The sequence below is a fragment of the Streptomyces sp. NPDC002574 genome (assembly GCF_042889545.1).
GTDB lineage: Bacteria > Actinomycetota > Actinomycetes > Streptomycetales > Streptomycetaceae > Actinacidiphila.
Genome location: NZ_JBIARB010000007.1, coordinates 267,099 through 290,471 on the forward strand (window position 1 = coordinate 267,099; position 23,373 = coordinate 290,471).

Annotated in this window: 19 protein-coding genes and 4 tRNA genes; 9 read left to right on the forward strand and 14 right to left on the reverse strand. The window is 71.3% G+C overall.

Annotated features, from left to right (window positions below):
- Positions 1 to 10: 10 nt before the first annotated feature.
- Complete coding sequence (locus ACFYXS_RS18690) at positions 11 to 778, reverse strand: SDR family NAD(P)-dependent oxidoreductase (protein ID WP_389249342.1); 768 nt, start codon at positions 776 to 778, stop codon at positions 11 to 13.
- Between the two features lie 241 nt (positions 779 to 1,019).
- On the opposite strand from ACFYXS_RS18690, the gene hrpA reads away from it, so the two are divergent.
- Positions 1,020 to 4,949, forward strand: a complete 3,930-nt coding sequence (hrpA, locus tag ACFYXS_RS18695; RefSeq protein ID WP_389249344.1) for an ATP-dependent RNA helicase HrpA — start codon at positions 1,020 to 1,022, stop codon at positions 4,947 to 4,949.
- 113 nt (positions 4,950 to 5,062) lie between these two features.
- A tRNA-Asp gene (locus ACFYXS_RS18700) sits at positions 5,063 to 5,137 on the forward strand.
- Positions 5,138 to 5,655: 518 nt separating this feature from the next.
- On the opposite strand, the gene bldC is transcribed toward ACFYXS_RS18700, so the two are convergent.
- Together bldC and ACFYXS_RS18710 are read right to left on the reverse strand one after the other, a co-directional pair.
- Positions 5,656 to 5,862 carry a developmental transcriptional regulator BldC gene (gene bldC, locus ACFYXS_RS18705; protein WP_003949541.1) on the reverse strand — a complete coding sequence of 69 codons (207 nt, stop codon included), beginning with the start codon at positions 5,860 to 5,862 and terminating at the stop codon, positions 5,656 to 5,658.
- 479 nt (positions 5,863 to 6,341) lie between these two features.
- Positions 6,342 to 7,196, reverse strand: a complete 855-nt coding sequence (locus ACFYXS_RS18710) for a hypothetical protein (RefSeq protein WP_389249346.1) — start codon at positions 7,194 to 7,196, stop codon at positions 6,342 to 6,344.
- A gap of 171 nt (positions 7,197 to 7,367) precedes the next feature.
- On the opposite strand from ACFYXS_RS18710, the gene ACFYXS_RS18715 reads away from it, so the two are divergent.
- Positions 7,368 to 8,495 carry a Leu/Phe/Val dehydrogenase gene (locus ACFYXS_RS18715; protein ID WP_389249348.1) on the forward strand — a complete coding sequence of 376 codons (1,128 nt, stop codon included), beginning with the start codon at positions 7,368 to 7,370 and terminating at the stop codon, positions 8,493 to 8,495.
- A gap of 360 nt (positions 8,496 to 8,855) precedes the next feature.
- Positions 8,856 to 9,170: a DUF3073 domain-containing protein gene (locus tag ACFYXS_RS18720; RefSeq protein WP_384285307.1), complete on the forward strand. Its 315-nt coding sequence runs from the start codon at positions 8,856 to 8,858 to the stop codon at positions 9,168 to 9,170.
- 128 nt (positions 9,171 to 9,298) lie between these two features.
- Here ACFYXS_RS18720 and purM read toward each other — a convergent pair whose 3' ends face one another.
- The 9 genes from purM to purS form a co-directional block, all read right to left on the reverse strand.
- On the reverse strand, positions 9,299 to 10,366 hold the full coding sequence (gene purM / locus ACFYXS_RS18725; RefSeq protein ID WP_389249350.1) for a phosphoribosylformylglycinamidine cyclo-ligase: 1,068 nt from the start codon (positions 10,364 to 10,366) through the stop codon (positions 9,299 to 9,301).
- A 28-nt stretch (positions 10,367 to 10,394) separates the two neighbouring features.
- Positions 10,395 to 11,912, reverse strand: a complete 1,518-nt coding sequence (gene purF / locus ACFYXS_RS18730; protein WP_389249352.1) for an amidophosphoribosyltransferase — start codon at positions 11,910 to 11,912, stop codon at positions 10,395 to 10,397.
- Positions 11,913 to 12,059: 147 nt separating this feature from the next.
- A complete protein-coding gene (locus tag ACFYXS_RS18735) occupies positions 12,060 to 13,736 on the reverse strand; it encodes a hypothetical protein (protein ID WP_389249354.1) in 1,677 nt (558 codons plus the stop codon).
- 29 nt (positions 13,737 to 13,765) lie between these two features.
- Positions 13,766 to 14,563: a sterol carrier family protein gene (locus ACFYXS_RS18740; protein WP_389249356.1), complete on the reverse strand. Its 798-nt coding sequence runs from the start codon at positions 14,561 to 14,563 to the stop codon at positions 13,766 to 13,768.
- A 48-nt stretch (positions 14,564 to 14,611) separates the two neighbouring features.
- Positions 14,612 to 14,815: a DUF4177 domain-containing protein gene (locus ACFYXS_RS18745; RefSeq protein ID WP_384285329.1), complete on the reverse strand. Its 204-nt coding sequence runs from the start codon at positions 14,813 to 14,815 to the stop codon at positions 14,612 to 14,614.
- A 46-nt stretch (positions 14,816 to 14,861) separates the two neighbouring features.
- Positions 14,862 to 15,719 (reverse strand): hypothetical protein, encoded by an 858-nt coding sequence (locus tag ACFYXS_RS18750; RefSeq protein ID WP_389249359.1) that lies wholly within the window; start codon positions 15,717 to 15,719, stop codon positions 14,862 to 14,864.
- A 98-nt stretch (positions 15,720 to 15,817) separates the two neighbouring features.
- Positions 15,818 to 18,076: a phosphoribosylformylglycinamidine synthase subunit PurL gene (gene purL / locus ACFYXS_RS18755; protein ID WP_389249361.1), complete on the reverse strand. Its 2,259-nt coding sequence runs from the start codon at positions 18,074 to 18,076 to the stop codon at positions 15,818 to 15,820.
- Positions 18,073 to 18,753, reverse strand: coding sequence for a phosphoribosylformylglycinamidine synthase subunit PurQ (purQ, locus tag ACFYXS_RS18760; protein ID WP_389249363.1), 681 nt, complete (start codon positions 18,751 to 18,753; stop codon positions 18,073 to 18,075). Before purQ ends, purL begins: the two co-directional genes overlap by 4 nt.
- Complete coding sequence (gene purS / locus ACFYXS_RS18765; RefSeq protein ID WP_319660270.1) at positions 18,750 to 18,995, reverse strand: phosphoribosylformylglycinamidine synthase subunit PurS; 246 nt, start codon at positions 18,993 to 18,995, stop codon at positions 18,750 to 18,752. Before purS ends, purQ begins: the two co-directional genes overlap by 4 nt.
- A gap of 260 nt (positions 18,996 to 19,255) precedes the next feature.
- Between purS and ACFYXS_RS18770 the strand changes: the two genes are divergently transcribed.
- From ACFYXS_RS18770 to ACFYXS_RS18790, 5 genes are all read left to right on the forward strand, one after another.
- A complete protein-coding gene (locus tag ACFYXS_RS18770; RefSeq protein ID WP_319660269.1) occupies positions 19,256 to 19,573 on the forward strand; it encodes an Lsr2 family protein in 318 nt (105 codons plus the stop codon).
- A 109-nt stretch (positions 19,574 to 19,682) separates the two neighbouring features.
- Positions 19,683 to 19,754 (forward strand) — tRNA-Gly (locus ACFYXS_RS18775).
- A gap of 47 nt (positions 19,755 to 19,801) precedes the next feature.
- Positions 19,802 to 19,874, forward strand: a tRNA-Gly gene (locus ACFYXS_RS18780).
- A gap of 343 nt (positions 19,875 to 20,217) precedes the next feature.
- A tRNA-Gly gene (locus ACFYXS_RS18785) sits at positions 20,218 to 20,290 on the forward strand.
- A 186-nt stretch (positions 20,291 to 20,476) separates the two neighbouring features.
- Positions 20,477 to 20,719 (forward strand): DUF6059 family protein, encoded by a 243-nt coding sequence (locus ACFYXS_RS18790; RefSeq protein WP_389249366.1) that lies wholly within the window; start codon positions 20,477 to 20,479, stop codon positions 20,717 to 20,719.
- Positions 20,720 to 20,907: 188 nt separating this feature from the next.
- On the opposite strand, the gene ACFYXS_RS18795 is transcribed toward ACFYXS_RS18790, so the two are convergent.
- Both ACFYXS_RS18795 and ACFYXS_RS18800 read right to left on the reverse strand, forming a co-directional pair.
- Positions 20,908 to 21,804 carry a phosphoribosylaminoimidazolesuccinocarboxamide synthase gene (locus ACFYXS_RS18795; RefSeq protein WP_389249368.1) on the reverse strand — a complete coding sequence of 299 codons (897 nt, stop codon included), beginning with the start codon at positions 21,802 to 21,804 and terminating at the stop codon, positions 20,908 to 20,910.
- A 72-nt stretch (positions 21,805 to 21,876) separates the two neighbouring features.
- The gene (locus ACFYXS_RS18800; RefSeq protein ID WP_389249370.1) at positions 21,877 to 23,361 is read right to left on the reverse strand and encodes a N,N-dimethylformamidase beta subunit family domain-containing protein; all 1,485 of its coding nucleotides are present in this window, start codon (positions 23,359 to 23,361) and stop codon (positions 21,877 to 21,879) included.
- Between the last annotated feature and the right edge of the window lie 12 nt (positions 23,362 to 23,373).

Consider the following 23,373-nt stretch of genomic DNA (forward strand, 5'->3'; position numbering starts at 1 on the left):
ACGCGCGGGGTCAGCCGACCGGGAAGAGCGGCCAGCCTGCCATGAGCCCGCCGTCCAGGGTGAGGGTCTGCCCGGTGATGTACGAGGCCTTCTCCGAGCCGAGGAAGACCACCGCGTCCGCGATCTCCTCCGGGGTGCCGGGGCGGTGCATCGGCAGCACGGAGTCCACCGCCCGGCGGAATCCGTCCGAGGCGGTGACCCGCTCGTACATGGCGGTCCGGGTGAAGCCGGGAGCGACCGCGTTCACCCGGATGCCGTGCAGCGCGCCCTCGATCGCGGCGACCTTGGTGACACCGATGACGGCGTGCTTGCTGGCCACGTACAGGCCGGCGCCGGGGAAGCCCATCTGGCCGTAGGTGGAGCTGATGTTGACGATGCTGCCGCCGCCGCTGTTCTTCATGGCGAGGAACTCGTGCTTCATGCTGAGCAGCGTCCCGCGCACGTTCGTGTCGAAGACGGCGTCGTACTCCTTGTCGGTGATGTCCTCGATGCCGCCGGGGGTGCCCTCGGTGCCGGCGTTGTTGAAGGCGACGTCGATCTTCCCGTACGCCTGTACGGCGTGCTCCATCAGCCGCTGCACCTCGGCCTCGAGACGCACATCGGTCCGGACGAACTCCGCCCGGCCGCCCAGCGCCCCCAGTTCCCCGGCGAGCTGCTCGCCGGCCTCCTGGTGGCGGCCCGACACCACGACGTTCGCGCCCTGGCGCGCGTACGCCTCCGCGGTGGCACGGCCGATGCCGGTGAGCGCGCCGGTGATCACAACGGTGGGAGCGGCCATGGTGAGGTCCTTCCTGCGGACGTGCCGGGGTCGTGGATCACGCGCGCGGAGCCCCGGCCCGCGGGGAGCGAGGGGTACGGCCCGCTTCCCGGGAGGACTCCGCTCCTCGATCGTCTCCCTGGTACGGGGATGCCGCACGTCGCGCGCGGCCCCCGGCATCGCACGCGCAGCGCGCGAAGGGGGCCGCCGAGCGAAATGGGTTCGCCCATGGGCCTCGCCGAATGCGATGCTGGAACGCGCTATGTCTACGCAGCCCCCCACCCCCGCATTCGCCGAGCTCGGCACCCGGCTGACCGAGCTGACCCTGCGCGACGCGCAGCGCCTCGGCCGCCGCCTCGACGGCGCACGCCGCATCCGCAAGCCGGAGGCCCGTACGGCGGTGCTGGCGGAGATCGGGACCGAGATCGACAAGGCCGCCCTCAAGGTCGAGGCCCGACGCACGGCCATACCCGCGATTTCGTACCCCGAGCAGTTGCCGGTCAGCCAGAAGAAGGACGAGATCCTCGCGGCGATCCGCGACCACCAGGTCGTGATCGTCGCGGGCGAGACCGGTTCCGGCAAGACGACCCAGATCCCGAAGATCTGCCTGGAGCTGGGCCGCGGCGTCCGCGGCCTGATCGGGCACACCCAGCCCCGCCGGATCGCCGCCCGCACGGTCGCGGAGCGCGTCGCGGAGGAGCTGCGCACCCCGCTGGGCGAGGCGGTCGGCTGGAAGGTCCGCTTCACCGACCAGGTCGGCGACAGCACCCTGGTCAAGCTGATGACGGACGGCATCATGCTCGCCGAGATCCAGACGGACCGGGAGCTGCTCCAGTACGACACGATCATCATCGACGAGGCGCACGAGCGCAGCCTCAACATCGACTTCATCCTGGGCTACCTCGCCCAGCTGCTCCCCCGGCGCCCCGACCTCAAGGTCGTGATCACCTCCGCGACGATCGACCCGCAGCGCTTCTCCCGGCACTTCGGCGACGCCCCGATCGTGGAGGTCAGCGGGCGCACGTATCCGGTAGAGGTGCGGTACCGCCCGCTGCTGGCCGAAGGCGACGGGGAGGCCGACGAAGCGGACCGCGACCAGATCACCGCGATCTGCGACGCGGTCGACGAGCTCCAGGCCGAGGGCCCCGGCGACATCCTGGTCTTCCTCTCCGGCGAGCGGGAGATCCGCGACACCGCCGACGCCCTCAACAAGAGGCAGCTGCGCTTCACCGAGGTGCTGCCGCTGTACGCGCGACTGTCCTCCGCAGAGCAGCACCGGGTGTTCCAGCGCGGCGGCACGGGGCGCCGTATCGTGCTGGCCACCAACGTCGCGGAGACCTCGCTCACCGTCCCGGGCATCCGGTACGTGATCGACACGGGCATGGCCCGCATCTCCCGCTACAGCCACCGCACCAAGGTGCAGCGGCTGCCGATCGAGCCGATCAGCCAGGCCAGCGCCAACCAGCGCAAGGGCCGCTGCGGCCGGCTCGCGGACGGCATCTGCGTCCGGCTGTACTCCGAGGACGACTTCCTGTCCCGCCCGGAGTTCACCGACGCCGAGATCCTGCGCACCAACCTGGCCTCCGTCATCCTGCAGATGACCGCCGCGGGCCTCGGCGACATCGCCCGCTTCCCGTTCATCGACCCGCCGGACGCCCGGAACATCAAGGACGGCGTCCAGCTGCTGCAGGAACTGGGCGCGCTGGACGGCCAGAAGCTCACCCAGACCGGCCGCAAGCTCTCCCAGCTGCCGGTGGACCCGCGACTGGCCCGCATGGTGCTGGAGGCGGAGCGCAACGGCGTGGTCCGCGAGGTGATGGTCATCGCGGCCGCGCTGTCCATCCAGGACCCGCGCGAGCGCCCCCAGGACAAGCAGCAGCAGGCGGACGAGAAGCACCGCCGCTTCGCCGACGAGACCAGCGACTTCATGGCGCTGCTCAACCTGTGGCGGTACGTCCGCGAGCAGCAGAAGGCGCTGTCCTCCTCCGCCTTCCGCCGGATGTGCCGTACGGAGTTCCTCAACTACCTGCGCATCCGCGAGTGGCAGGACATCTACAGCCAGCTGCGCACGGTCGCCAAGACGATGGGCATCCACCTCGCCGAGGGCGACCACGAGGTCAACGCCCAGCACGTGCACCAGTCCCTGCTGGCCGGCCTGCTGTCGCACGTCGGCCTGAAGGACACCGACAGCAAGAACGAGTACCTGGGGGCCCGCAGCGCCAAGTTCGCGGTCTTCCCCGGCTCGTCGCTCTTCAAGAAGCCGCCGCGCTGGATCATGTCCGCCGAGCTGGTGGAGACCTCGCGGCTGTGGGCGCGGGTCAACTCCCGCATCGAACCGGAGTGGATCGAACCGCTCGCCCAGCACCTGGTGAAACGGTCCTACAGCGAGCCGCACTGGGAGAAGGACCAGGCCGCGGTCGTGGCCCTGGAGAAGGTGACGCTGTACGGCGTGCCGATCGTCGCCGACCGCAAGGTCAACTACGGGAAGATCGACCCGGAGACCAGCCGCGAGCTGTTCATCCGCAACGCGCTGGTCGAGGGCGACTGGCGGACCCACCACCAGTTCTTCCACGACAACCGCAAACTGCTCGCGGAGGTCGAGGAGCTGGAGCACCGGGCGCGGCGCCGCGACATCCTCGTGGACGACGAGACGCTCTTCGACTTCTACGACCGCGTGGTGCCCGAACACGTCGTCTCCGGCGCGCACTTCGACTCGTGGTGGAAGCAGGCCCGCCGGGAGCAGCCGGAGCTGCTCACCTTCGAGCACTCCATGCTCATCAACGAGAACGCCGAGGCCGTCACCAAGGACGACTACCCCGACTCCTGGCGCCAGGGGAAGCTCAAGCTGCGGGTGACGTACCAGTTCGAGCCCGGCGCCGACGCGGACGGCGTGACCGTCCACGTCCCGCTCCAGGTGCTCAACCAGATCACCCCGGACGGCTTCGACTGGCAGATCCCGGGCCTGCGCGAGGAGGTCGTCACCGAGCTCATCCGCTCGCTGCCCAAGGCGATCCGCCGCCACTACGTACCGGCTCCCAACTACGCGAAGGCCTTCCTGGACCGCGTCGTGCCGGTGCAGGATCCCCTCCCGGAGACGCTGGCGCGCGAGTTGCAGCGGATGGTGGGCGTGCCCGTCACGGCCGAGGACTTCGACCTCGCGAAGGTGCCCGACCATCTGAAGATCACCTTCCGGGTGACCGACGAGCGGCGCCGCAAGCTGGCCGAGGACAAGGACCTGGAGGCGCTGAAGCTCAGCCTCCGGCCGAAGACCAAGGCCGCCATCAGCAAGGCCTTCGACGCGGCGGGCTCCATCGGCATCGAGCGGCGTACGGGCCTGAAGCAGTGGACCGTGGGCACCCTGCCGCGCACCTTCGAGACCCGGCGGGCCGGCCAGCCGGTCAAGGCGTACCCGGCGCTGGTGGACGAGGGCGAGAGCGTGGGCGTGCAGCTCTTCGACACCGAGGCCGAGCAGGCCGAGGCGATGTGGCGCGGCACCCGCCGGCTGATCCTGCTGAACGTGCCCGCCAACCCCGCGAAGTTCGTCGCGGACCGGCTGTCCAACCAGGACAAGCTCGCCCTGTCGCGCAGCCCGCACGGCTCGGTCGCCGCCCTCTTCGACGACTGCGTCACCGCCGCCGCCGACCGCCTCGTCGCCGACCACGGCGGACCGGTCTGGGACGAGGAGTCCTTCCGCAAGCTCTACGACTCCGTGCGCGCGGACCTCGTCGAACTGACCATCACGACGGTGGGGCAGATCCGCCAGGTGCTGGCCGCCTGGCAGGCCTGTGAGCGGCGTCTGAAGGCCACCCAGAGCCTGGCGCTGGTCGCCAACCTCGCGGACGTCAAGGAGCAGCTGGCGGCCCTCGTGCACCCCGGCTTCGTGGCCGCCACGGGTGTGCGCCGGCTGCCGGACCTGATGCGCTACCTGGTCGCCGTCGACCGGCGGCTGCAGCAGATGCCCAGTGGCGCCCAGCGCGACACCACGCGCATGGAGAAGGTCCGGGAGATCCAGACCGAGTACGCCGAGCTGCTCGCCGCCCGGCCGGCCGGGCGACCGGTCCCCGAGCGGGTGCGCGACATCCGCTGGATGATCGAGGAGCTGCGCGTGAGCTACTTCGCGCACGCCCTGGGCACCGCGTTCCCCGTCTCCGACAAGCGCATCTTCAAGGCGCTGGACGAGGCCTGGGGCTGACCCCGCGGCACCCCCCGCGGTCCGCCCGGAGGTCGCCCGCCATCCGGTTCGCTTTCACCCTCTGACCTGCTGTACAGTCTTCCTCGTCGCCAGGAAAGAGGGCGGCGAAACCTGGTCCTGTGGAGCAGTTTGGAGTGCTCGCCACCCTGTCAAGGTGGAGGCCGCGGGTTCAAATCCCGTCAGGACCGCAGTAAAGGAAGGCCCGGATCCCCTGGATCCGGGCCTTCGTGCGTGGTACGCCTGGCTCATGGCTTTCACCGTCGCCGTCACCGGCGCCCCCACAGCCGGCTGCCGGCAGCGGCGGCCGGCATCCGGGCGCGAGCGCCGCACACGCCACCGCCCGGCCCGCCGAGGGCCGTTGGGGCCGGCGGCGGAACGGGCGGCCGAGTGCGGAACGTCACTACCGCACAGGGAACATCCAGAGCAAGACCCGTGCGTGTGACGGGAGTCACGTCAAGAGTTTCGACTCTGGGGGAACTTGAGGTCTCCTGGGGGACCGTCAATTTAATATGTGCAATTGCACTGTGGTCATGAGCCTCACGTCTGCACAAGACGGACACATGACGCGCACAAAAAAGATCGCACCGGAGCCGGCGGACTCCGGTGCGATCAAGGTTCCGTTGGGCTTCCCTGATGGGGGCAGGGACCCGTTGGAGCGGACGTTTCGGCAGGTTGGGGGCCCTGCACGAAAGCCCGTTGGATCAGGTCAGGCCTCGCTGCGCTGCTGCGGAATGCCCGCCAGCAGTGCACGGACCTCCGCCTCGCGGTAGCGGCGATGCCCGCCGAGCGTGCGGATGGACGTGAGCTTGCCAGCCTTGGCCCAGCGCGTGACCGTCTTCGGGTCCACGCGGAACATCGTGGCGACCTCAGCGGGGGTCAGCAGCGGCTCGGCATCAGGGGTGCGAGCGGTCATGAGCGGCCTCCTCGAGAGAACCGAACCAACACGGTTCTTTCCTCTAAATTCTGCACCTTGACCCACGTTGCCCGAAATGGCGGACGCAGGCCGAGTCGGTAATAGGACGAACGGCTTGTCCTCGGCACTACAACTACACCATCTGTCCAGCCGTGTCGGCCAAACCGATGGATTTGCCCTCTGAGGTGTCTAAGCTCGACGGAAGCCGATGGACCGGGCTATAACGGACAGTCACACCACAGTGACGATCAGTCACAGCCAACCCACGAGCAACAGCCCCATCTCAAAGGATGCAATACCGGACATCCCGTCCCAAGCAGACGGAATAAGGTCCTTACGGACCCGATGTCCCATATTGTCATGGGGGGTAGGGATGAGGGCAAGCCCCCCAAAGGTGCTTTACGTCACCCTTAGGCCAAAGGTACCGGTCGACCGCACTCGGGACCAAGGTCCCAGGGCGAAGGACTTCCGACGGTCCCTCAACTCGCGTACTGCAGCTCCCGGACGGCCCGCCAGCGGTCGGTGAGACGCTCGTACGCCTCGCCGGCCCGCGACCCGTCCCCGGCGCGCAACGCCGCCAGCGCGTCCGCCACATCGGTGGCGGAGTGGTCGTCGGCGAGCCGGTCCTCGGGGATGACGTGGACGAGGCCGCCGTAGTCGAGTTCGACCAGCGACCGCGGGTGGAACTCCTCCAGCCAGCGCCCCACATCCACCAGGCCGTCGATCAGGACTCCCTCATCGAGTGAATCCTTCAGCACCCGAAGGCCCCGCGCCGTGCGCCGGCGGGCCTGCACCATGGGGGTCCGGTAGCGCATCACCGGCTGCTTGGACTCCCCGGCGCCGGCCGGCTCGTACTCCCGCTCGGAGTCGTCGAACAGCGTGAACCAGCGCACCGGCACGTGCCAGGTCGCACTGCGGATCCACGGCCGCGCGTCGGCGTTCTCCGGCTTCTCGGCCCGCCACGCCTCGTAGTCGGCCGCCGCCTGCTCCCGCACGACCTTGGGCAGCACGGCGTCCAGCACCGCGGTGGGGAACTCCTCCTCGAGGTCCTCCAGGGCCAGCCAGCCGCGCAGGCGGGTGCGCCAGGGGCAGACGTGCGTCACGCCGTCCACGACGGTCACGAAGGCGTCCGGGCTCTCGTGCACCGGTACGGGCACCGGGGGGACGGGCAGGAGGTTGGCCAGGGACTGGCGCAGTTCGTCCTGTGCGGTCCGTTCCGCGCCCGCCGCGGCATAGCGGTACCAACGGCTTCGTTCGGGCTCCGGGAAGGCCGCCAGCGGCTCGTACACGCGCAGATACGACGCGTACGGGACCAGTACCGAAGACAAGCCCACACCCGCTCCCTCACGACGGCATCCGCCCTGGCATCGTCCCACGTCGCTTCCCCCGCCGGGAGTGATCCACGACACTGGAAGCATGCACAGGAGCAGGTGGCTCTACTCTTCTCGCAACCGGCCCTCCCCACCCGCTCGGAGGGCGACCTCTGGACATCGGGAGTCACCACAGTGACCGACGTACGTCAGACCTCCGACCTCGTCTCCCCCTTGTGGACCCTGTTCCGATCGGATCAGGGAGGACACGAGCAGGTCGTCTTGTGCCAGGACCGCGACACCGGCCTCAAGGCCGTCATCGCGATCCACTCCACCGCCCTGGGCCCGGCCCTCGGCGGCACCCGCTTCCACGCCTACGCCTCCGACGAGGAGGCCGTCGCCGACGCGCTCAACCTCGCCCGCGGCATGTCGTACAAGAACGCGCTCGCCGGGCTGGACCTCGGTGGCGGCAAGGCCGTGATCATCGGTGACCCGGACACCGTCAAGTCCGAGGAACTGCTGCTGGCCTACGGCCGCTTCGTGGCCTCGCTCGGCGGTCGCTACGTGACCGCCTGCGACGTCGGCACGTACGTCGCCGACATGGACGTCGTGGCCCGCGCCAACCCGCAGTGGACCACCGGCCGCTCGCCCGAGAACGGCGGCGCCGGCGACTCCTCGGTGCTGACCGCCTGGGGCGTCTTCCAGGGCATGCGGGCCGCCGCCCAGGCCAAGTGGGGCGAGCCCACGCTGCGCGGCCGCCGGGTCGGCGTCGCCGGCGTCGGCAAGGTCGGCCACCACCTGGTGGAGCACCTGGTCGAGGACGGCGCCGAGGTCGTGATCACCGACGTTCGCGGCGAAGCCGTCGAGCGGATCATCTCCCGTCACCCCCAGGTCACCGCCGTCACCGACGCTGACGTCCTGATCAGGACCCCGCTGGACGTGTACGCGCCCTGCGCGCTCGGCGGCGCGCTCAACGACGACACCGTGCCGGCCCTCACCGCCACGATCGTCTGCGGTGCGGCCAACAACCAGCTGGCCCACCCCGGCGTCGAGAAGGACCTCGCCGACCGCGGCATCCTGTACGCGCCCGACTACGTGGTGAACGCGGGCGGCGTGATCCAGGTCGCCGACGAACTGCACGGCTTCGACTTCGAGCGGGCCCGCGGCAAGGCGACGAAGATCTTCGACACGACGCTGGCCATCTTCGAGCGCGCGGCGGCCGACGGCATCCCGCCCGCCGCGGCGGCCGACCGGCTCGCCGAGCAGCGCATGGCCGAGCGCACCCCCTCGGACCGCTGGCTGCGGCCCTCCGCCGGCAACTGACGGCACCGGTGAGCACGCCCCCGCCCGACCGGGCGGGGGCGTGTCCTCCATCACAAAGCGGACACCGGACCGCCCCGTCGTCGTACGGTGTGCCCGCGCCCGTCGTTCACCCGTACGGCCTTCGCCGGCCGCCCGGGACACGGGCCGCAGACTGGAGATTCGGTCGTTACCACGCCCCGGCAACCAGACCGCGGCGGAAGAAGGTAAAATCACGACTGACCAGCCAGGACGGGCTCTCGGCGGGCCCCTGCTCCGACGCGCGTCGTGCGGGCGACGTACCGTGCGGCCTCGGAAGCAGGTACCGTTGAAGCCCTACGGACCGGGACTCTCCTGCGAGGGCCCGTTCCACATCGTGAACGCGTGTCAAGACTCGGGGCCGTCGAGCCCCACGTTGAGGGGGTCGAGCCAATGGGGCGCGGCCGGGCCAAGGCCAAGCAGACGAAGGTCGCCCGCCAGCTGAAGTACAACAGCGGCGGCACGGACCTGTCACGTCTGGCCGAAGAGCTGGGCGCATCGTCACCACTGCCGGTTAATCCGCCGGAAGTACAGGAAGACGACGATGACGACGAGCTGGAAGACGACCCGTACGCACGGTACGCGGATCTCTACGGCGACGATGAGGACGACGAGGACGAAGACGAGTCCGAGCCCTCGTCCCAACGTCGTCGCGCTTGACGCTGCACAATCCAATCCAGCTTGACCACTGACCCGGTCCGGGCACGCCCGGACCGGGTTTCGTGCTGCCCGTTCCGCGGGGCGCGGGGCGGATGTCCGGCCTGGCCGTGCCGGCCGCCCCGGGCGCCCTAGTCCGCGTACTCACCGGTGAGCTCGACGGCCTCGGCGCGGTCGCCGCGCTCCAGGACCTCACCGGCCACCCAGGCCTCCAGGCCCCGGTCGGCCAGCGTCGTCAGCGCCACGTCCACCGACTCCTCGGGGACCACGGCGACCATGCCGACGCCCATGTTGAGGGTCTTCTCCAGCTCGTTCCGCGCCACCCCGCCGAGTTCGCCGACGGTACGGAACACCGCGCCCGGTGCCCACGTCGAACGGTCCACGGTGGCGTGCAGGTGGTCCGGCACGACCCGGGCCAGGTTGTTGGCCAGACCGCCGCCGGTGACGTGCGAGAACGCGTGCACCTCGGCCGTACGGGTGAGCGCGAGACAGTCCAGCGAGTAGATCCTGGTCGGCTCCAGCAGCTCCTCGCCGAGGGTGCGGCCGAACTCCGCGACCTCGCGGTCGAGCGCCCAGCCCGCCCGGTCGAAGAGCACGTGACGCACGAGCGAGTACCCGTTGGAGTGAAGACCGGAGGACTCCATGGCGATCACCACGTCACCCTTACGGATGCGATCCGCGCCCAGCAGCCGGTCCGCCTCGACGACGCCGGTGCCGGCGCCCGCGACGTCGAACTCGTCCTCGCCCAGCAGGCCCGGGTGCTCGGCGGTCTCGCCGCCGACCAGGGCGCAGCCGGCCAGTACGCAGCCCTCCGCGATGCCCTTGACGATGGCGGCGACCCGGTCCGGGAAGACCTTGCCCACGCAGATGTAGTCGGTCATGAACAGCGGCTCGGCGCCGCACACGACCAGGTCGTCCACGACCATGCCGACGAGGTCGTGGCCGATGGTGTCGTACACGCCCATCCGGCGGGCGATGTCCACCTTCGTGCCCACGCCGTCGGTGGCGGAGGCCAGCAGGGGGCGCTCGTAGCGCTTGAGGGCGCTCGCGTCGAAGAGCCCGGCGAAGCCGCCCAGCCCGCCCACGACCTCGGGGCGGGTGGCCTTCTTCACCCATTCCTTCATCAGCTCGACCGCGCGGTCGCCCGCCTCGATGTCGACCCCCGCCGCGGCGTAGCTGGCACCGGTGTTCTCGGACATGACTGTGAGGTGTCCTTGCGTCGTGTGCTTACGGGCGACGGAGCGCGTCGGCGGCGTCGGGGCCGCCGGCCAGCTCGGTCTCCAGGAGGTGCTTGCCGAGCAGCTCGGGGTCCGGCAGCTCCATCGGGTACTCGCCGTCGAAGCAGGCGCGGCACAGATCCGGCTTGGCGATCGTGGTGGCCTCGACCATCGCGTCGATCGAGATGTACGCCAGGGAGTCGGCGTCCAGCGACTTGCAGATCTCGTCGACGGTCAGCCCGTTGGCGATCAGCTCGGCGCGGGTGGCGAAGTCGATGCCGAAGAAGCACGGCCACTTGATGGGCGGCGAGGAGATCCGGATGTGGACCTCGGCGGCACCGGCCTCGCGCAGCATCCGGACCAGCGCGCGCTGGGTGTTGCCGCGGACGATCGAGTCGTCCACGACCACCAGGCGCTTGCCCCGGATGACCTCCTTGAGCGGGTTGAGCTTCAGGCGGATGCCCAGCTGCCGGATGGTCTGGCTGGGCTGGATGAACGTCCGGCCGACGTAGGAGTTCTTCACCAGGCCCGAGCCGTACGGGATGCCGCTGGCCTCGGCGAAGCCGACGGCGGCCGGCGTGCCGGACTCCGGGGTCGGTATCACCAGGTCGGCGTCGGCCGGGGCCTCCTTGGCCAGCCGTCGGCCCATCTCCACGCGGGAGAGGTAGACGTTGCGCCCGGCGATGTCGGTGTCGGGGCGGGCCAGGTAGACGTACTCGAAGACGCAGCCCTTGGGCCTGGCCTCGGCGAAGCGGGAGGCGCGCAGCCCGTTCTCGTCGATGACGACCAGCTCGCCGGGCTCGATCTCCCGGATGAAGCTCGCGCCGACGATGTCCAGGGCGGCGGACTCCGACGCGACCACCCAGCCGCGCTCCAGGCGGCCCAGCACCAGCGGGCGGATGCCCTGCGGGTCGCGGGCGGCGTAGAGGGTGTGCTCGTCCATGAACACCAGGCTGAAGGCGCCCTTGACCTTCGGCAGCACCTGGCGGGCGGCCTCCTCGACGGACAGCGGCTTGCCGTCCGCGTCGGCCTGTCCGGCCAGCAGCGCCGTCACCAGATCGGTGTCGTTGGTCGCGGCGACCTTGGTGGCCCGGCCGTTGCCCTGCGGCAGAGCGGCGACCATCTCGGCCAGCTCAGCGGTGTTGACCAGGTTGCCGTTGTGGCCGAGCGCGATGGAGCCGCTGGCCGTGGCACGGAAGGTGGGCTGGGCGTTCTCCCAGACCGACGCACCCGTGGTCGAGTAACGGGCATGCCCGACCGCGATGTGGCCCCGGAGGGAGCCGAGCGAGGTTTCGTCGAAGACCTGGGACACCAGACCCATGTCCTTGAAGACCAGGATCTGGGAGCCGTTGCTCACTGCGATGCCCGCGGACTCCTGTCCGCGGTGTTGCAGGGCGTACAGCCCGAAGTAGGTGAGCTTGGAGACCTCTTCGCCGGGGGCCCAGACACCGAAGACGCCGCAAGCGTCCTGGGGGCCCTTCTCGCCGGGGAGCAGGTCGTGGTTGAGTCGTCCGTCACCACGTGGCACGTCATCGAGTCTAGGGCAGGTTGCGGTGTCGTCCGAACGAGGGAACCCGACAAACCCGTGTTCTATGCGCGTAAACCCATGGGGCGCATGGGCATGTGACCTACGTCCTGATCGGTCCTGAGCAGCCCCGAGCAGCCCTGAGCGACGTCAGGGACGCAGTTCCGGGTCGCGGATCATGGCGGTCAGCTCCGCGGCGGCGCGCGTCGCGCGGGACGGGCGGCTGCGCAGGCGCTCCCATCGGGGGCTGGTGAGGTGCCCGAGCGAGAGGTCCTTCAGGCCCCTGGCACGGCGCACTATCAGCTCGCCGTCCCGGGTGCGCACGACACGGGCCGCGTCCGCCCACGGGACGTGCCGGGTGCGCAGGTACCGGCGGACTCGAAGACCGCCCGCATCGGCGGTGATCCGCCAGGTGATGAGGGACACCGGCCCCTCGGCCATGCCCAAGCCGCCCAGGACGCACAGCGGCCAGTGCCACCAAGCCCCGTCGAGGGGCCAGGCCAAGCCCGTCCCGAACACCAGCAACGCCACGGGGAACGCCAGGAGCAGCCCTCCCGCGGCACGGCCGGAAGCTCCGCTGTCCCAGCGGACGGGGCCCGGGGCGGGTTTCATCGTGGCCGCCGCCTCGGTGACCCGGGCGTCCGCCGCGCGGCGGTGCTCGGCGTTCCGGTGCCGCTGGGGATCGGGAGCCGCCTTCGACCACCGCCGTGCAGGGGACGCGCTCACCTCCGTCACGACACGGCCGGACTTCCCCGAGCCGACGAGTACGAACTCGCCCGCCTCGGCGGGCAGCCCGAACAGCACGCTCTCCCCCTGGGGCGGCCCGCCGAGGTTGACCGGGTCGTACATCAGGACCGGCGGGCCGGCCGAGCCGTCCAGCGGGCGGATCACGGTGAAGCCGTGCTTGCGCCGCGCCAGCACCCGCAGCGCGGGCGCCGGTCCACGACGCACGGCCCGGACGCGGGTGATCGTGAGGGCCGCGGACCACAGCAGGGTGAGCCCCGCGCCGCCTGCCCCGAGCACCAGGAGCTGCTCCCCCGTCCGGTCCCGGTAGGGCTCCGCGGCGAGGCGCGTCCAGTCGCCGTCGACGAGGACGGGCACTTCGGCGTCGCGTGCGTAGTCCTCGGGGAACATCACCTCGACGTGGTGGCGGGTGCCGTCCGCGAAGCGGACGACGACGTGGTCCTCCGCGCCGTTGGCGATCACGGCCGCCTCGACACGTTCCGCCGTCGCGGCGTGCGCCTCGTCGGCGCGATCACCGCTGACGGCGACCACGGCGGCCACCGCGGCAACCACCAGCGCCGCCGCCCCGCTGACCACGCGGATCGTGCCGCGCCGCGAAGGGGCCATCGGCGCCGGGACCGGCAGCAGGAGGCCGCCGGCCGCCTCCAGGGCGAGCGCCCGCTGGCGGCGGCGCATCCGCAGCCGGGCGATGACCGCCGCCCAGCCCCAGCAAAGCGCTGCCACCACCGTCGCGGCCGCCACGTGCTCGGCGGTGCCGCCGGACCAGTTGCCGGGATCGACTGTCCACAGCAACAGCAAGGCCGCCGACAACAACGCCGCCTCGGGCAGCACGAACAGCCAGACCGCGTGAACGAAGAAGCCGACCGTACCGATCGCGTCCAGCCACATCGGCCCGCAGGGCGCGCCCGTCCTGCACACCTCGTCCGGCGACGACGCGATCGCGGCGATCACCGCCACCAGGAGCACGACCGCGCACCACAGCGGGCGCGCCCAGCCCGGCAGGCGTACGGCGGCCCAGCGCTGCGCGTCGGCGGTGAGCCAGGGGCGGGCCGGTATGTCCGCCGGTGCGTTCTTCGAGGTCACCGCCGCATTATGCGGAGGCTCCCGCCGCCTCAGCCCATCAGGGGCAGGTAAGCGGCCAGGTCGGCGCGCTCGCCGCTCGCGGAGACGGCGCCGGCGGCCAGGGCGGCGTCCCAGGTCGTGCGGCCGGTGACCAGGCGCACCCAGGTGACGGGGTCGGTCTCGACGACGTTGGGCGGGGTGCCCCGGGTGTGCCGGGGCCCGGCCACGCACTGCACGGCCGCGTACGGCGGCACGCGGACCTCGACGGAGTTGCCGGGCGCGGTGACCGCCAGGGTGTCGGCGAGCAGCCGGACGACGGCGGCCAGCGCCTGCCGGTCCAGCGGGACGGGGACGCCGGTGGCGGCGGCCAGGTCGTCGCTGTGCACGACGAGCTCGACGAGACGGGTGACGAGGAAGTCCGGCGCGCGCATCGCGCCCAGCGTGATGGCGATCACGCGGGCCGGGTCGACCGCCTCGGGCAGCGCGGCCCGCAGGTCGCCCGCCGCCGCCTCCAGACGCCCGGCGACGTCGTCGGTGCCGAGCGCGGCCTCACGGGTGTCGGCGTCCAGGTTGACGGCGATGCGGTTGGTGGAACGGGCCCAGCCCGTCAGGTCCAGGTCCGCCTTGGCCGGGGCCGGTTCGGCCAGTACCCGGGGGACCACCTCGATCTGGCGCGCCATGTGCACCAGCAGGTGGAGCACGTCCCAGCCCGGCAGTCCCGAGGACGCCGACAGTTGTTCCGCGCTCAGCGTCCGCGCGGCATCGAGGACATGCCCCGTCTGCGCGGTGAGCGCGGCGGCGGTCCGCGCCGGGTCGTAGGTGCGGGGGCGGCGGGCGGCGGGCGGCATGGCGTGCAGCCTACGCGCCGGCCGGCCCCCGCACCGGGACCGAGGCGGTCAGGCCTGGCGCGGCCGCTCGAAGGTGATCAGCAGGCCCTCGACGGCGCCGGGACCGATGCGGCCCTTGACGTCGGCGGCGGTGATCGCCTTGAGCTGCCAGCCGTCCTCGGCGTGCTTGTTGAGCGTCTTCTCCAGCTTGTCGCTGTCGATCGCGTCCCCTATCAGCGACTCACGGAAGTTGACGACCTTGTACTCGAACATCGATCAGGACCCCTCGTCGTGGCGATGGTTGCCTTGCGGTCGCAGGTTAGCCCCCCGCCGGGCGCACCGGCCCGGCCACCCGGTCGATCAGCGGCCCGTGCTCCACATCGGCGGAGAGCAGGGCCAGTTCGGCCCCCTCGCAGGGCGCGCCGAAGAGCAGCGTGTCGCGCAGCCGGCTGTCGCCGGGCGCGTGGTCGTCGTCGGGCATCGCGGAACCGGGCCGCACCGGGCAGGAGAAGAGCGGCACACGGCCGGCGGTGTCGTCGGCGGCGTAGACCCACACGCGGGTGTCCTCGTCCTCACGGGACAGCACGCGCAGCACCGGCAGTTCGTCCCGGCGCAGCGCCGCGGCCCGCCGCCGGGCCAGCAGCCCGGTGACCAGGAGCGTGAACCCGACCAGGGCGACCGGGAGGAGAAACGGTACGGCCGCGGCGGCGCACAACGGCAGCCCCACGACGACCGGCACGAGCCCGCGGCGCGCCGCCGGCAGCGGCGCGGGCAGCCGCAGGCGTACGTCACCGGCCGCGTTGGCCGCGAGCAGGCGCTGCCGGCGCCGGACCGCGAGACGGTGACGGGCCCCGGCCCAGCACAGCGCGAGCGCCACGGAGACCGGCAGGGCCACCGCGGGCTCCGCGAGCCACGCCAGCAGCGCCACGAACAGGGGCGCCGACACCAAGGTGAGCTGGGGCAGCCGGAACAGCCAGTACGCCTGGGCCGCCACCAGCCAGTAGTGCGGCGCCCCGAGGGCTCCGGGCGACACGGCGACGGCCGCACCGACGGCGACGGCCAGCACCAGGACTCCCCACAGGGGCCGGGACCACACGGCCGGCCGGCAGGCCGCCCAGCGCCTGGTGTCGCGGGCACGCCACAGGGGCAGTTCGCCGGGGGCTCCGCGCTCGCTCACGCCTGGAGTATGGGCCAGCCGTTCGTGCGCACGGTTACCAAAAGGTCAACGCGCCCCCGCGCCCAGCGGCACGGGGGCGCGTCGGCAGCGCCCTGTGATCAGCCCAGCAGCGCCGGGATGGTGCCCTCGTGCGCCGTGCGCAGTTCGTCCAGCCCAATCGTGAACTGCCCCTGCACCTCGACCGATTCGCCGTCCACGACACCGATGCGGGTCGCGGGCAGACCGCGCGCGCCGCACATGTCGGTGAAGCGGAGCTCCTCGCTGCGCGGCACCGCGACGATCGCCCGACCGGCGGACTCCGAGAACAGGAAGACGAACGGGTCCAGACCGTCCGGCACCACGAGCCGCGCGCCGTTCCCGCCGCGCAGGCACGACTCGACCACGGCCTGCACCAGACCGCCGTCCGACAGGTCGTGGGCCGCGTCGACCATGCCGTCCCGGGAGCCCGAGATCAGGATCTCGCCGAGCAGCCGCTCGCGCTCCAGGTCGACCTTCGGGGGCAGCCCGCCGAGGTGGTCGTGGACGACCTGCGACCAGGCCGAACCGCCGAACTCCTCGTGGGTGTCGCCGAGGAGGTAGAGGAGCTGGCCCGTCTCCCGGAACGCGACGGGCGTGCGGCGGGCGACGTCGTCGATGACGCCGAGCACCGCGACGACCGGCGTCGGGTGGATGGCGACCTCGCCGGTCTGGTTGTACAGCGAGACGTTGCCGCCGGTCACCGGCGTGCCCAGCTGCAGGCAGCCGTCCGCGAGACCGCGCACGGCCTCGGCGAACTGCCACATGACGGCCGGGTCCTCGGGCGAGCCGAAGTTCAGGCAGTCGGAGACGGCCAGCGGCTTGGCGCCGGTCGTCGCGACGTTGCGGTACGCCTCGGCGAGCGCGAGCTGCGCGCCCGTGTACGGGTCGAGCTTGGCGTAGCGGCCGTTGCCGTCCGTGGCGATGGCGACGCCGAGCCCGGTCTCCTCGTCGACGCGGATCATGCCCGAGTCCTCGGGCATGGCCAGCACGGTGTTGCCCTGCACGAAGTGGTCGTACTGGGAGGTGATCCAGGACTTGGAGGCCTGGTTCGGGGAGGCGACCAGTCGCATGACCTGGTCCCTCAGCTCCTCGCTCGTCGCCGGGCGGGGCAGCTTGTTCGCGTCGTCGGCCTGGAGCGCGTCCTGCCACGACGGACGGGCGTAGGGACGCTCGTAGACCGGGCCCTCGTGGGCGACGGTGCGCGGGTCGACGTCGACGATCTTGCCGCCGTGCCAGAAGATCTCCAGCCGGTCGCCGTCGGTGACCTCACCGATGACGGTCGCGATGACGTCCCACTTCTCGCAGATCTCCAGGAACCGGGCGACCTTCTCCGGCTCGACGACCGCGCACATGCGCTCCTGCGACTCGCTCATGAGGATCTCCTCAGGCGAGAGCGTGGAGTCGCGCAGCGGTACGTCGTCGAGGGTGACGCGCATGCCGCCGGAGCCGTTGGAGGCGAGCTCGGAGGTGGCGCAGGACAGTCCGGCGGCGCCGAGGTCCTGGATGCCGACGACGAGCTTCTCCCGGAAGGCCTCCAGGGTGCACTCGATGAGCAGCTTCTCCTGGAAGGGGTCGCCGACCTGGACGGCCGGACGCTTCGACGGCTTGGCGTCGTCGAAGGTCTCCGAGGCCAGGATGGAGGCCCCGCCGATGCCGTCGCCGCCCGTGCGGGCGCCGTAGAGGATGACCTTGTTGCCGGCGCCGGACGCCTTCGCGAGGTGGATGTCCTCGTGCCGCATCACGCCGATGGCACCGGCGTTGACCAGCGGGTTGCCCTGGTAGCAGGCGTCGAAGACGACCTCGCCGCCGATGTTGGGCAGGCCCAGGCAGTTGCCGTAGCCGCCGATGCCCGCGACGACGCCCGGCAGGACGCGCTTGGTGTCGGGGTGGTCGGCGGCGCCGAAGCGCAGCGGGTCGACGACGGCGACGGGCCGCGCGCCCATCGCGATGATGTCGCGCACGATGCCGCCGACGCCCGTGGCCGCGCCCTGGTAGGGCTCGACGTACGAGGGGTGGTTGTGCGACTCGACCTTGAAGGTGACGGCGTAGCCCTGGCCGACGTCGACGACGCCCGCGTTCTCGCCGATGCCGACGAGGAGGGCGTCGGACTGCGGGGCCTTCTCGCCGAACTGGCGCAGGTGCACCTTGGAGGACTTGTACGAGCAGTGCTCGGACCACATGACGGAGTACATGGCGAGTTCGGCGCCCGTGGGGCGGCGGCCGAGGATCTCGACGACGCGCTCGTACTCGTCCTTCTTCAGGCCGAGTTCGGCCCAGGGCAGCTCGACATCGGGGGTCACGGCCGCGTTCTCGACCGTGTCCAGAGGAGTGCGGCTCATGCGGTGACCAGCTTCTTGAGGATCGAGGTGAAGAATCCGAGGCCGTCGGTGCGCCCCGTCCCGATGAGGGACTCCACCGCGTGCTCGGGGTGCGGCATCAGGCCGACGACATTGCCCGCGGCGTTGGTGACGCCGGCGATGTCGCGCAGCGAACCGTTGGGATTGCCGTCGGCGTAGCGGAACACCACGCGGCCTTCGGCTTCCAGCTCGTCCAGGACGTGCTCGTCGGCGACGTAGCGGCCGTCGATGTTCTTCAGCGGGATGCTGATCTCCTGGCCCTGCTCGTAATCCGCGGTCCAGGAGGTCGTGTTGTTCTCGACGACCAGCTTCTGGTCCCGGCAGATGAAGTGCAGGTGATTGTTGCGCAACATCGCGCCCGGCAGGAGATGCGTCTCGGTGAGCACCTGGAAGCCGTTGCAGATACCGAGGACCGGAAGACCGTCCTTGGCGCCCGCGATGATCGAGTCCATCACGGGCGAGAAGCGGGAAATCGCCCCCGCGCGCAGATAGTCGCCGTAACTGAATCCACCCGGGAGGACGACGGCGTCGACCTGGTGGAGATCCTTGTCACGGTGCCAGAGCGCGACGGGTTCGGCGCCGGCCAGGCGCACGGCGCGCTGGGTGTCCCGGTCGTCCAGGGTGCCGGGGAAGGTGACGACGCCGATGCGTGCCGTCACGACTCCACCTTCACACTGAAGTCCTCGATCACGGTGTTGGCGAGGAAGGTCTCGGCCATCTCGCGGATACGGGCGAGGGCGGCGTCGTCGACCGGACCCTCCAGTTCGAGCTCAAAACGCTTGCCCTGGCGGACGTCGGCGATTCCCTCGAACCCGAGGCGCGGCAGCGCACGCTGCACGGCCTGGCCCTGCGGGTCGAGGATCTCCGGCTTGAGCATGACGTCGACTACGACGCGTGCCACGGTCACTCCCGGTGGTGTGCTGCGGTGATGTCCCCAACCGTACCCTGCCAGAAAGTCTACGCGGGTAGATAAGCCGGAATGGTCCAGGAATATCGGGTGGCCCGATTGCCCGGGGACACCCGAAGAAATTCTCCGGGCGCGCTCCCGGGAAAAGATTTCCGGATGTAAAAAGGGAAAGCATTGACCCCGGGCCGCCGACTTCGGTAGAACAACGGGGCCAAGGCAGGTTCCCCGCCTTCTCCATGAAAGGACCGGCATCCATGGCGCAGCGCGTAGTGGTCACCCTCTCCGACGACCTCGACGGCGGTGAAGCAGCGGAAACGGTCACTTTCGGCCTCGACGGGAAGTCCTACGAGATCGACCTCTCCTCCGGGAACGCCGAGCGGCTCCGCACCGCGCTCGCGCCGTACGTCGAGGCCGGACGCCGTCACAGCCGGCTCGGCAAGACCTACAAGCACACCGCGCTGACCTCCGACCCCGCCACCGTCCGCGCCTGGGCGCGTTCCAACGGGTTCGACGTGCCGCCGCGCGGCCGCATTCCGAAGAAGGTCTACGAGGCGCACGCCGCCGCCAACTGATGTCGTTCGGCCGGCCCCCGGCCGAACGGATTGGACAGCCACCCCCGTTGATCCGCTAGAGTCGGAAGCGCGCCGAGGGCGAGGCCGAAAGGCCGGACTCACGGATCACGCGGGTGTAGTTCAGTAGTAGAACATCCTCCTTCCAGGGGGAAGGCGCAGTGTGCGATCCCTGTCACCCGCTCTGACTGCTCGACCGGTCTTCACGATCGGGTAGAGTGGTCGCGCCATGCGGACGTGGCTCAGTTGGTAGAGCATCACCTTGCCAAGGTGAGGGTCGCGAGTTCGAATCTCGTCGTCCGCTCGTGAAAAGAAGGCCCCGGTCATTCGACCGGGGCCTTCTTCGTATCCGTCCGCCTTTCCGGGCTTCGCCGCCCGTGTGACGGTCCCCACATCGCGGCGGGACGGCGCGGCCGCGCCGGGCGGGAGCGGATGCGCGGACCCGCCGGGGCGCGGGCCCGAGACCGTTGCCGGGCTGGGGAATTGACGGCTGTCCGCCGCACGCGGGCCGGCGGCGCGCGGCGGACGACCCACACCGGAGCGGCCGGCGGCACACACCACGGTGAAACGACAGGGCGTGGTGCGTGCCGAGCACTCCCCGGGTTGGCTATAGTGGAGGACGCACCGCACGGGAAAGCGCGGGGCATGCGGACGTAGCTCAGTTGGTAGAGCGCAACCTTGCCAAGGTTGAGGTCGCGAGTTCGAGCCTCGTCGTCCGCTCGTGAAAAGAAGGCCCCGGTCATCAGACCGGGGCCTTCTTCGTTCCCCGGGAGCTTCCGGGAGGGGGACGCGGCGCCCCGTCCGAGCGTGTCGCGGTGCGGTCACCGGTGCGCGGCGCCGATCCTGACGGCACCGCGCACCGCACGCCGCCCACCGCGGCCGGGGTGCCCGATCAGGAGGTTCCCCATGCGCAAGTCCCTCCGGGCGTCCGCCGGCGAGGCCCTGCGGGCCGTCTGCCGGGTCCTCGCCAGGGAGCTGGTAGCGCTGGGCGAGCTGTACTTCGCGATCGACGGCCGGCAGGAGACGTGCCGCCGCGCCGGGCCGCCACCCGGGCATCCGGAACGCCTGTGCCCCGAGGTGCCGCTGAGCCCCCTGGAGCGGTGGTTGTCCCACGAGCTGCGGCTCGGTCCGGACCTGGCCGGGCGCTGACGGCGGCGGGCGTCCGGGGCCGGCGCCCGGCGACCCGCCCGTGGCGGCGTACCGCTGACGCCGTGTCGGCCCCGACCGATGTTCTGTCCACAGCCTGTGGACGAAGGATCGACGGGTGAACGGAGCGCCGCCGGAACGGCAACGGGCCCCGGCCGGGAACGGCCGGGGCCCGCGTGGGCGGCAGGCGGTTACCAGCTCTGGCCCGTGAGGCGCTCGTACGCCTCGATGTACCGGGTCCGGGTCCGCTCCACGACGTGCGACGGGAGGGCCGGCGGGGGCTGCTCGCTGCGCCGGTCCCAGCCGGACTCGGCGGAGGTCAGCCAGTCGCGCACGATCTGCTTGTCGTAGCTCGGCTGGGCCCGGCCCGGCTCCCACTCGTCGACCGGCCAGAACCGGGACGAGTCGGGGGTCAGCACCTCGTCGGCGATGGTCAGCGTCTCACCCTCGAAGCCGAACTCGAACTTGGTGTCGGCCAGGATGATGCCGCGCTCACGGGCGATGTCACGGGCCCGCGAGTAGACCGCGAGGGTCGCCTGGCGGAGTGCGGCGGCGGTGTCGGCGCCGACCTGGCGGGCGACCTCCTCGTAGCTGACGTTCTCGTCGTGCTCGCCGACCGCGGCCTTGGTGGCGGGGGTGAAGATCGCCGCGGGCAGCTCGGAGCCGTCGGTCAGGCCCTCGGGCAGCGCCAGCCCGCACACCGTGCGGTCGGCCCGGTACTCCAGCAGACCCGAGCCGGTCAGGTAGCCGCGGGCGACACACTCGACCGGGACCATGCTCAGCGACTTGCAGACGGTCGTGCGGCCCTCCCACTCCGGCGGGGCGCCCGCGGGGAGTTCGGTGGACAGCACGTGGTTCGGCAGGAGGTCGGCGATCTTGTCGAACCACCACAGGGACAACTGGGTCAGCACACGCCCCTTGTCCGGGATCTCGGTGGGCAGCACCCAGTCGTACGCGGAGAGCCGGTCGCTGGCGACCATCACCAGCTCGCCGGCCTCGTTCTGGTACAGCTCGCGCACCTTGCCGGTGTGCAGGTGCACGAGTCCGGGCACCTGCACCGGCTCGGGCTTCTCGACGAATCCGGACATGGGGCCTCCCCGATCGGTGGTTCGGCTCCCGATTCTCCCGCACACCGCCCGGGAGGGCGCGACGCGGGGGTCTCAGCCGTGTTTGCAGATGCGGTCCAGCAGATTGGCGGTGGCGCGCTGCACCCGCTCGTCGACGTGGCCGGGGCGGTCCAGCGCGGGGGACCAGGCGAAGGTGCCGGAGGCGAAGACGTACGCCCCGGACGGCGCCCGGTACAGGGAGGTCTCCTGGTGCACCCGGCGCCCGGCGGAGTCCTCGTACGGGGAGTGCGCGAGCAGGATGCGCTCGGTGCAGCCGGGCAGTTGGGTGCGCGGGAAGTAGCGGTCCGCCTCGCCGGCCACCAGGCCCTCGATCTCGTCGCGCTCGCCCGCGCCGGTGGCCTCCCACAGCCAGTGGTCGGCGTTGCGCACCACCAGCGGGGACGGCTCGGGCACCCGGCCCGCGTACTGCACACCCAGCACCAGTTGCTCCGGCTCGCCCATGTCCCGCCACAGCGCGCTGCGGCCGGGCGGCGCATCCCGGCGCTTGCGGCAGCTGAGCAGCCGGTCGGGGTCACCGGACGGGGACGGACCCAGTTCGGTCTGCCAGTACATGGTGTTGGCGGAGAGGAAGACCAGCGAGGTGCCGCCGTCCCGGGCGGCCTCGACGGCGCGCCGCATGGGGACGGTCCAGTACTCGTCGTGGCCGGGGAAGACCATCCCCCGGTAGCGGGAAGGATCGATCCTGCCCGCGTGCAGGTCGCGGGCGTCGGCGTAGGCCAGGTCGTAGCCGTAGCGCTCGGCCCAGCGGATGAAGTCGTAGGCGTGGCCCACGTGCAGCGGCAGCCCGGCGCCCGCGTACGGCCGGTCGAAGGAGACCGTGACCGCGGCCTCCGCCTCGCCCAGCAGCCGGCCCTGCTCGTCCCAGGCGTGGTAGAGGCTGGCGCCGGTCCTGCCGTTCTCGGGGTAGAGGTTGTACGCCTGCCAGGTCACGTCCGGCAGCAGGAGGAGCAGATCGGCCGGCCGGTCGTCGCGCACGGTGAAGGGGACGTGGCTGCGGTAGCCGTCCTGGGTGGTCAGCACGGCCACATAGGCGCCGGGGTTCCAGTGCGACGGGACCTGCAGCCGCCAGGACTGCCACCAGTGGTGGCAGGAGACCGTGCGGCCCGCCGTCAGCGGCGACGGCTGGACGATGCCGGACAGCCGCGGGCTGGTGCCCACCTGGGCGGCGCCGTCCCCGGCGTAGTGGCCGATCCGGTAGACGTCGACGTTGTAGCTCTGCGGCGGGTCGACCGTGACCCGGAAGTCGATCGCGTCGCCCGGGGCCACGGAGGCGCCGGTGGCGAAGCCCTTGATCTGACAGCGCACGTCGTCCGCGGAACGGGGTCCCGGGACGCGCGGCGCGGCGTGCGACTCACCGCGGGACGCGGTCAGATCGACGTACCAGGGGACGACCTGACCGGTGTCGTCCAGATATTGCTCTGCCCCGCGCAGCCAGGGCACCGGGCCCTGACCGAACGGGTCGGTGACCCCGTGCGCCAGCGCTCCGGACTGCCAGCGGTGGACCTGCTCCCTCACCACGAATCTTCCCCT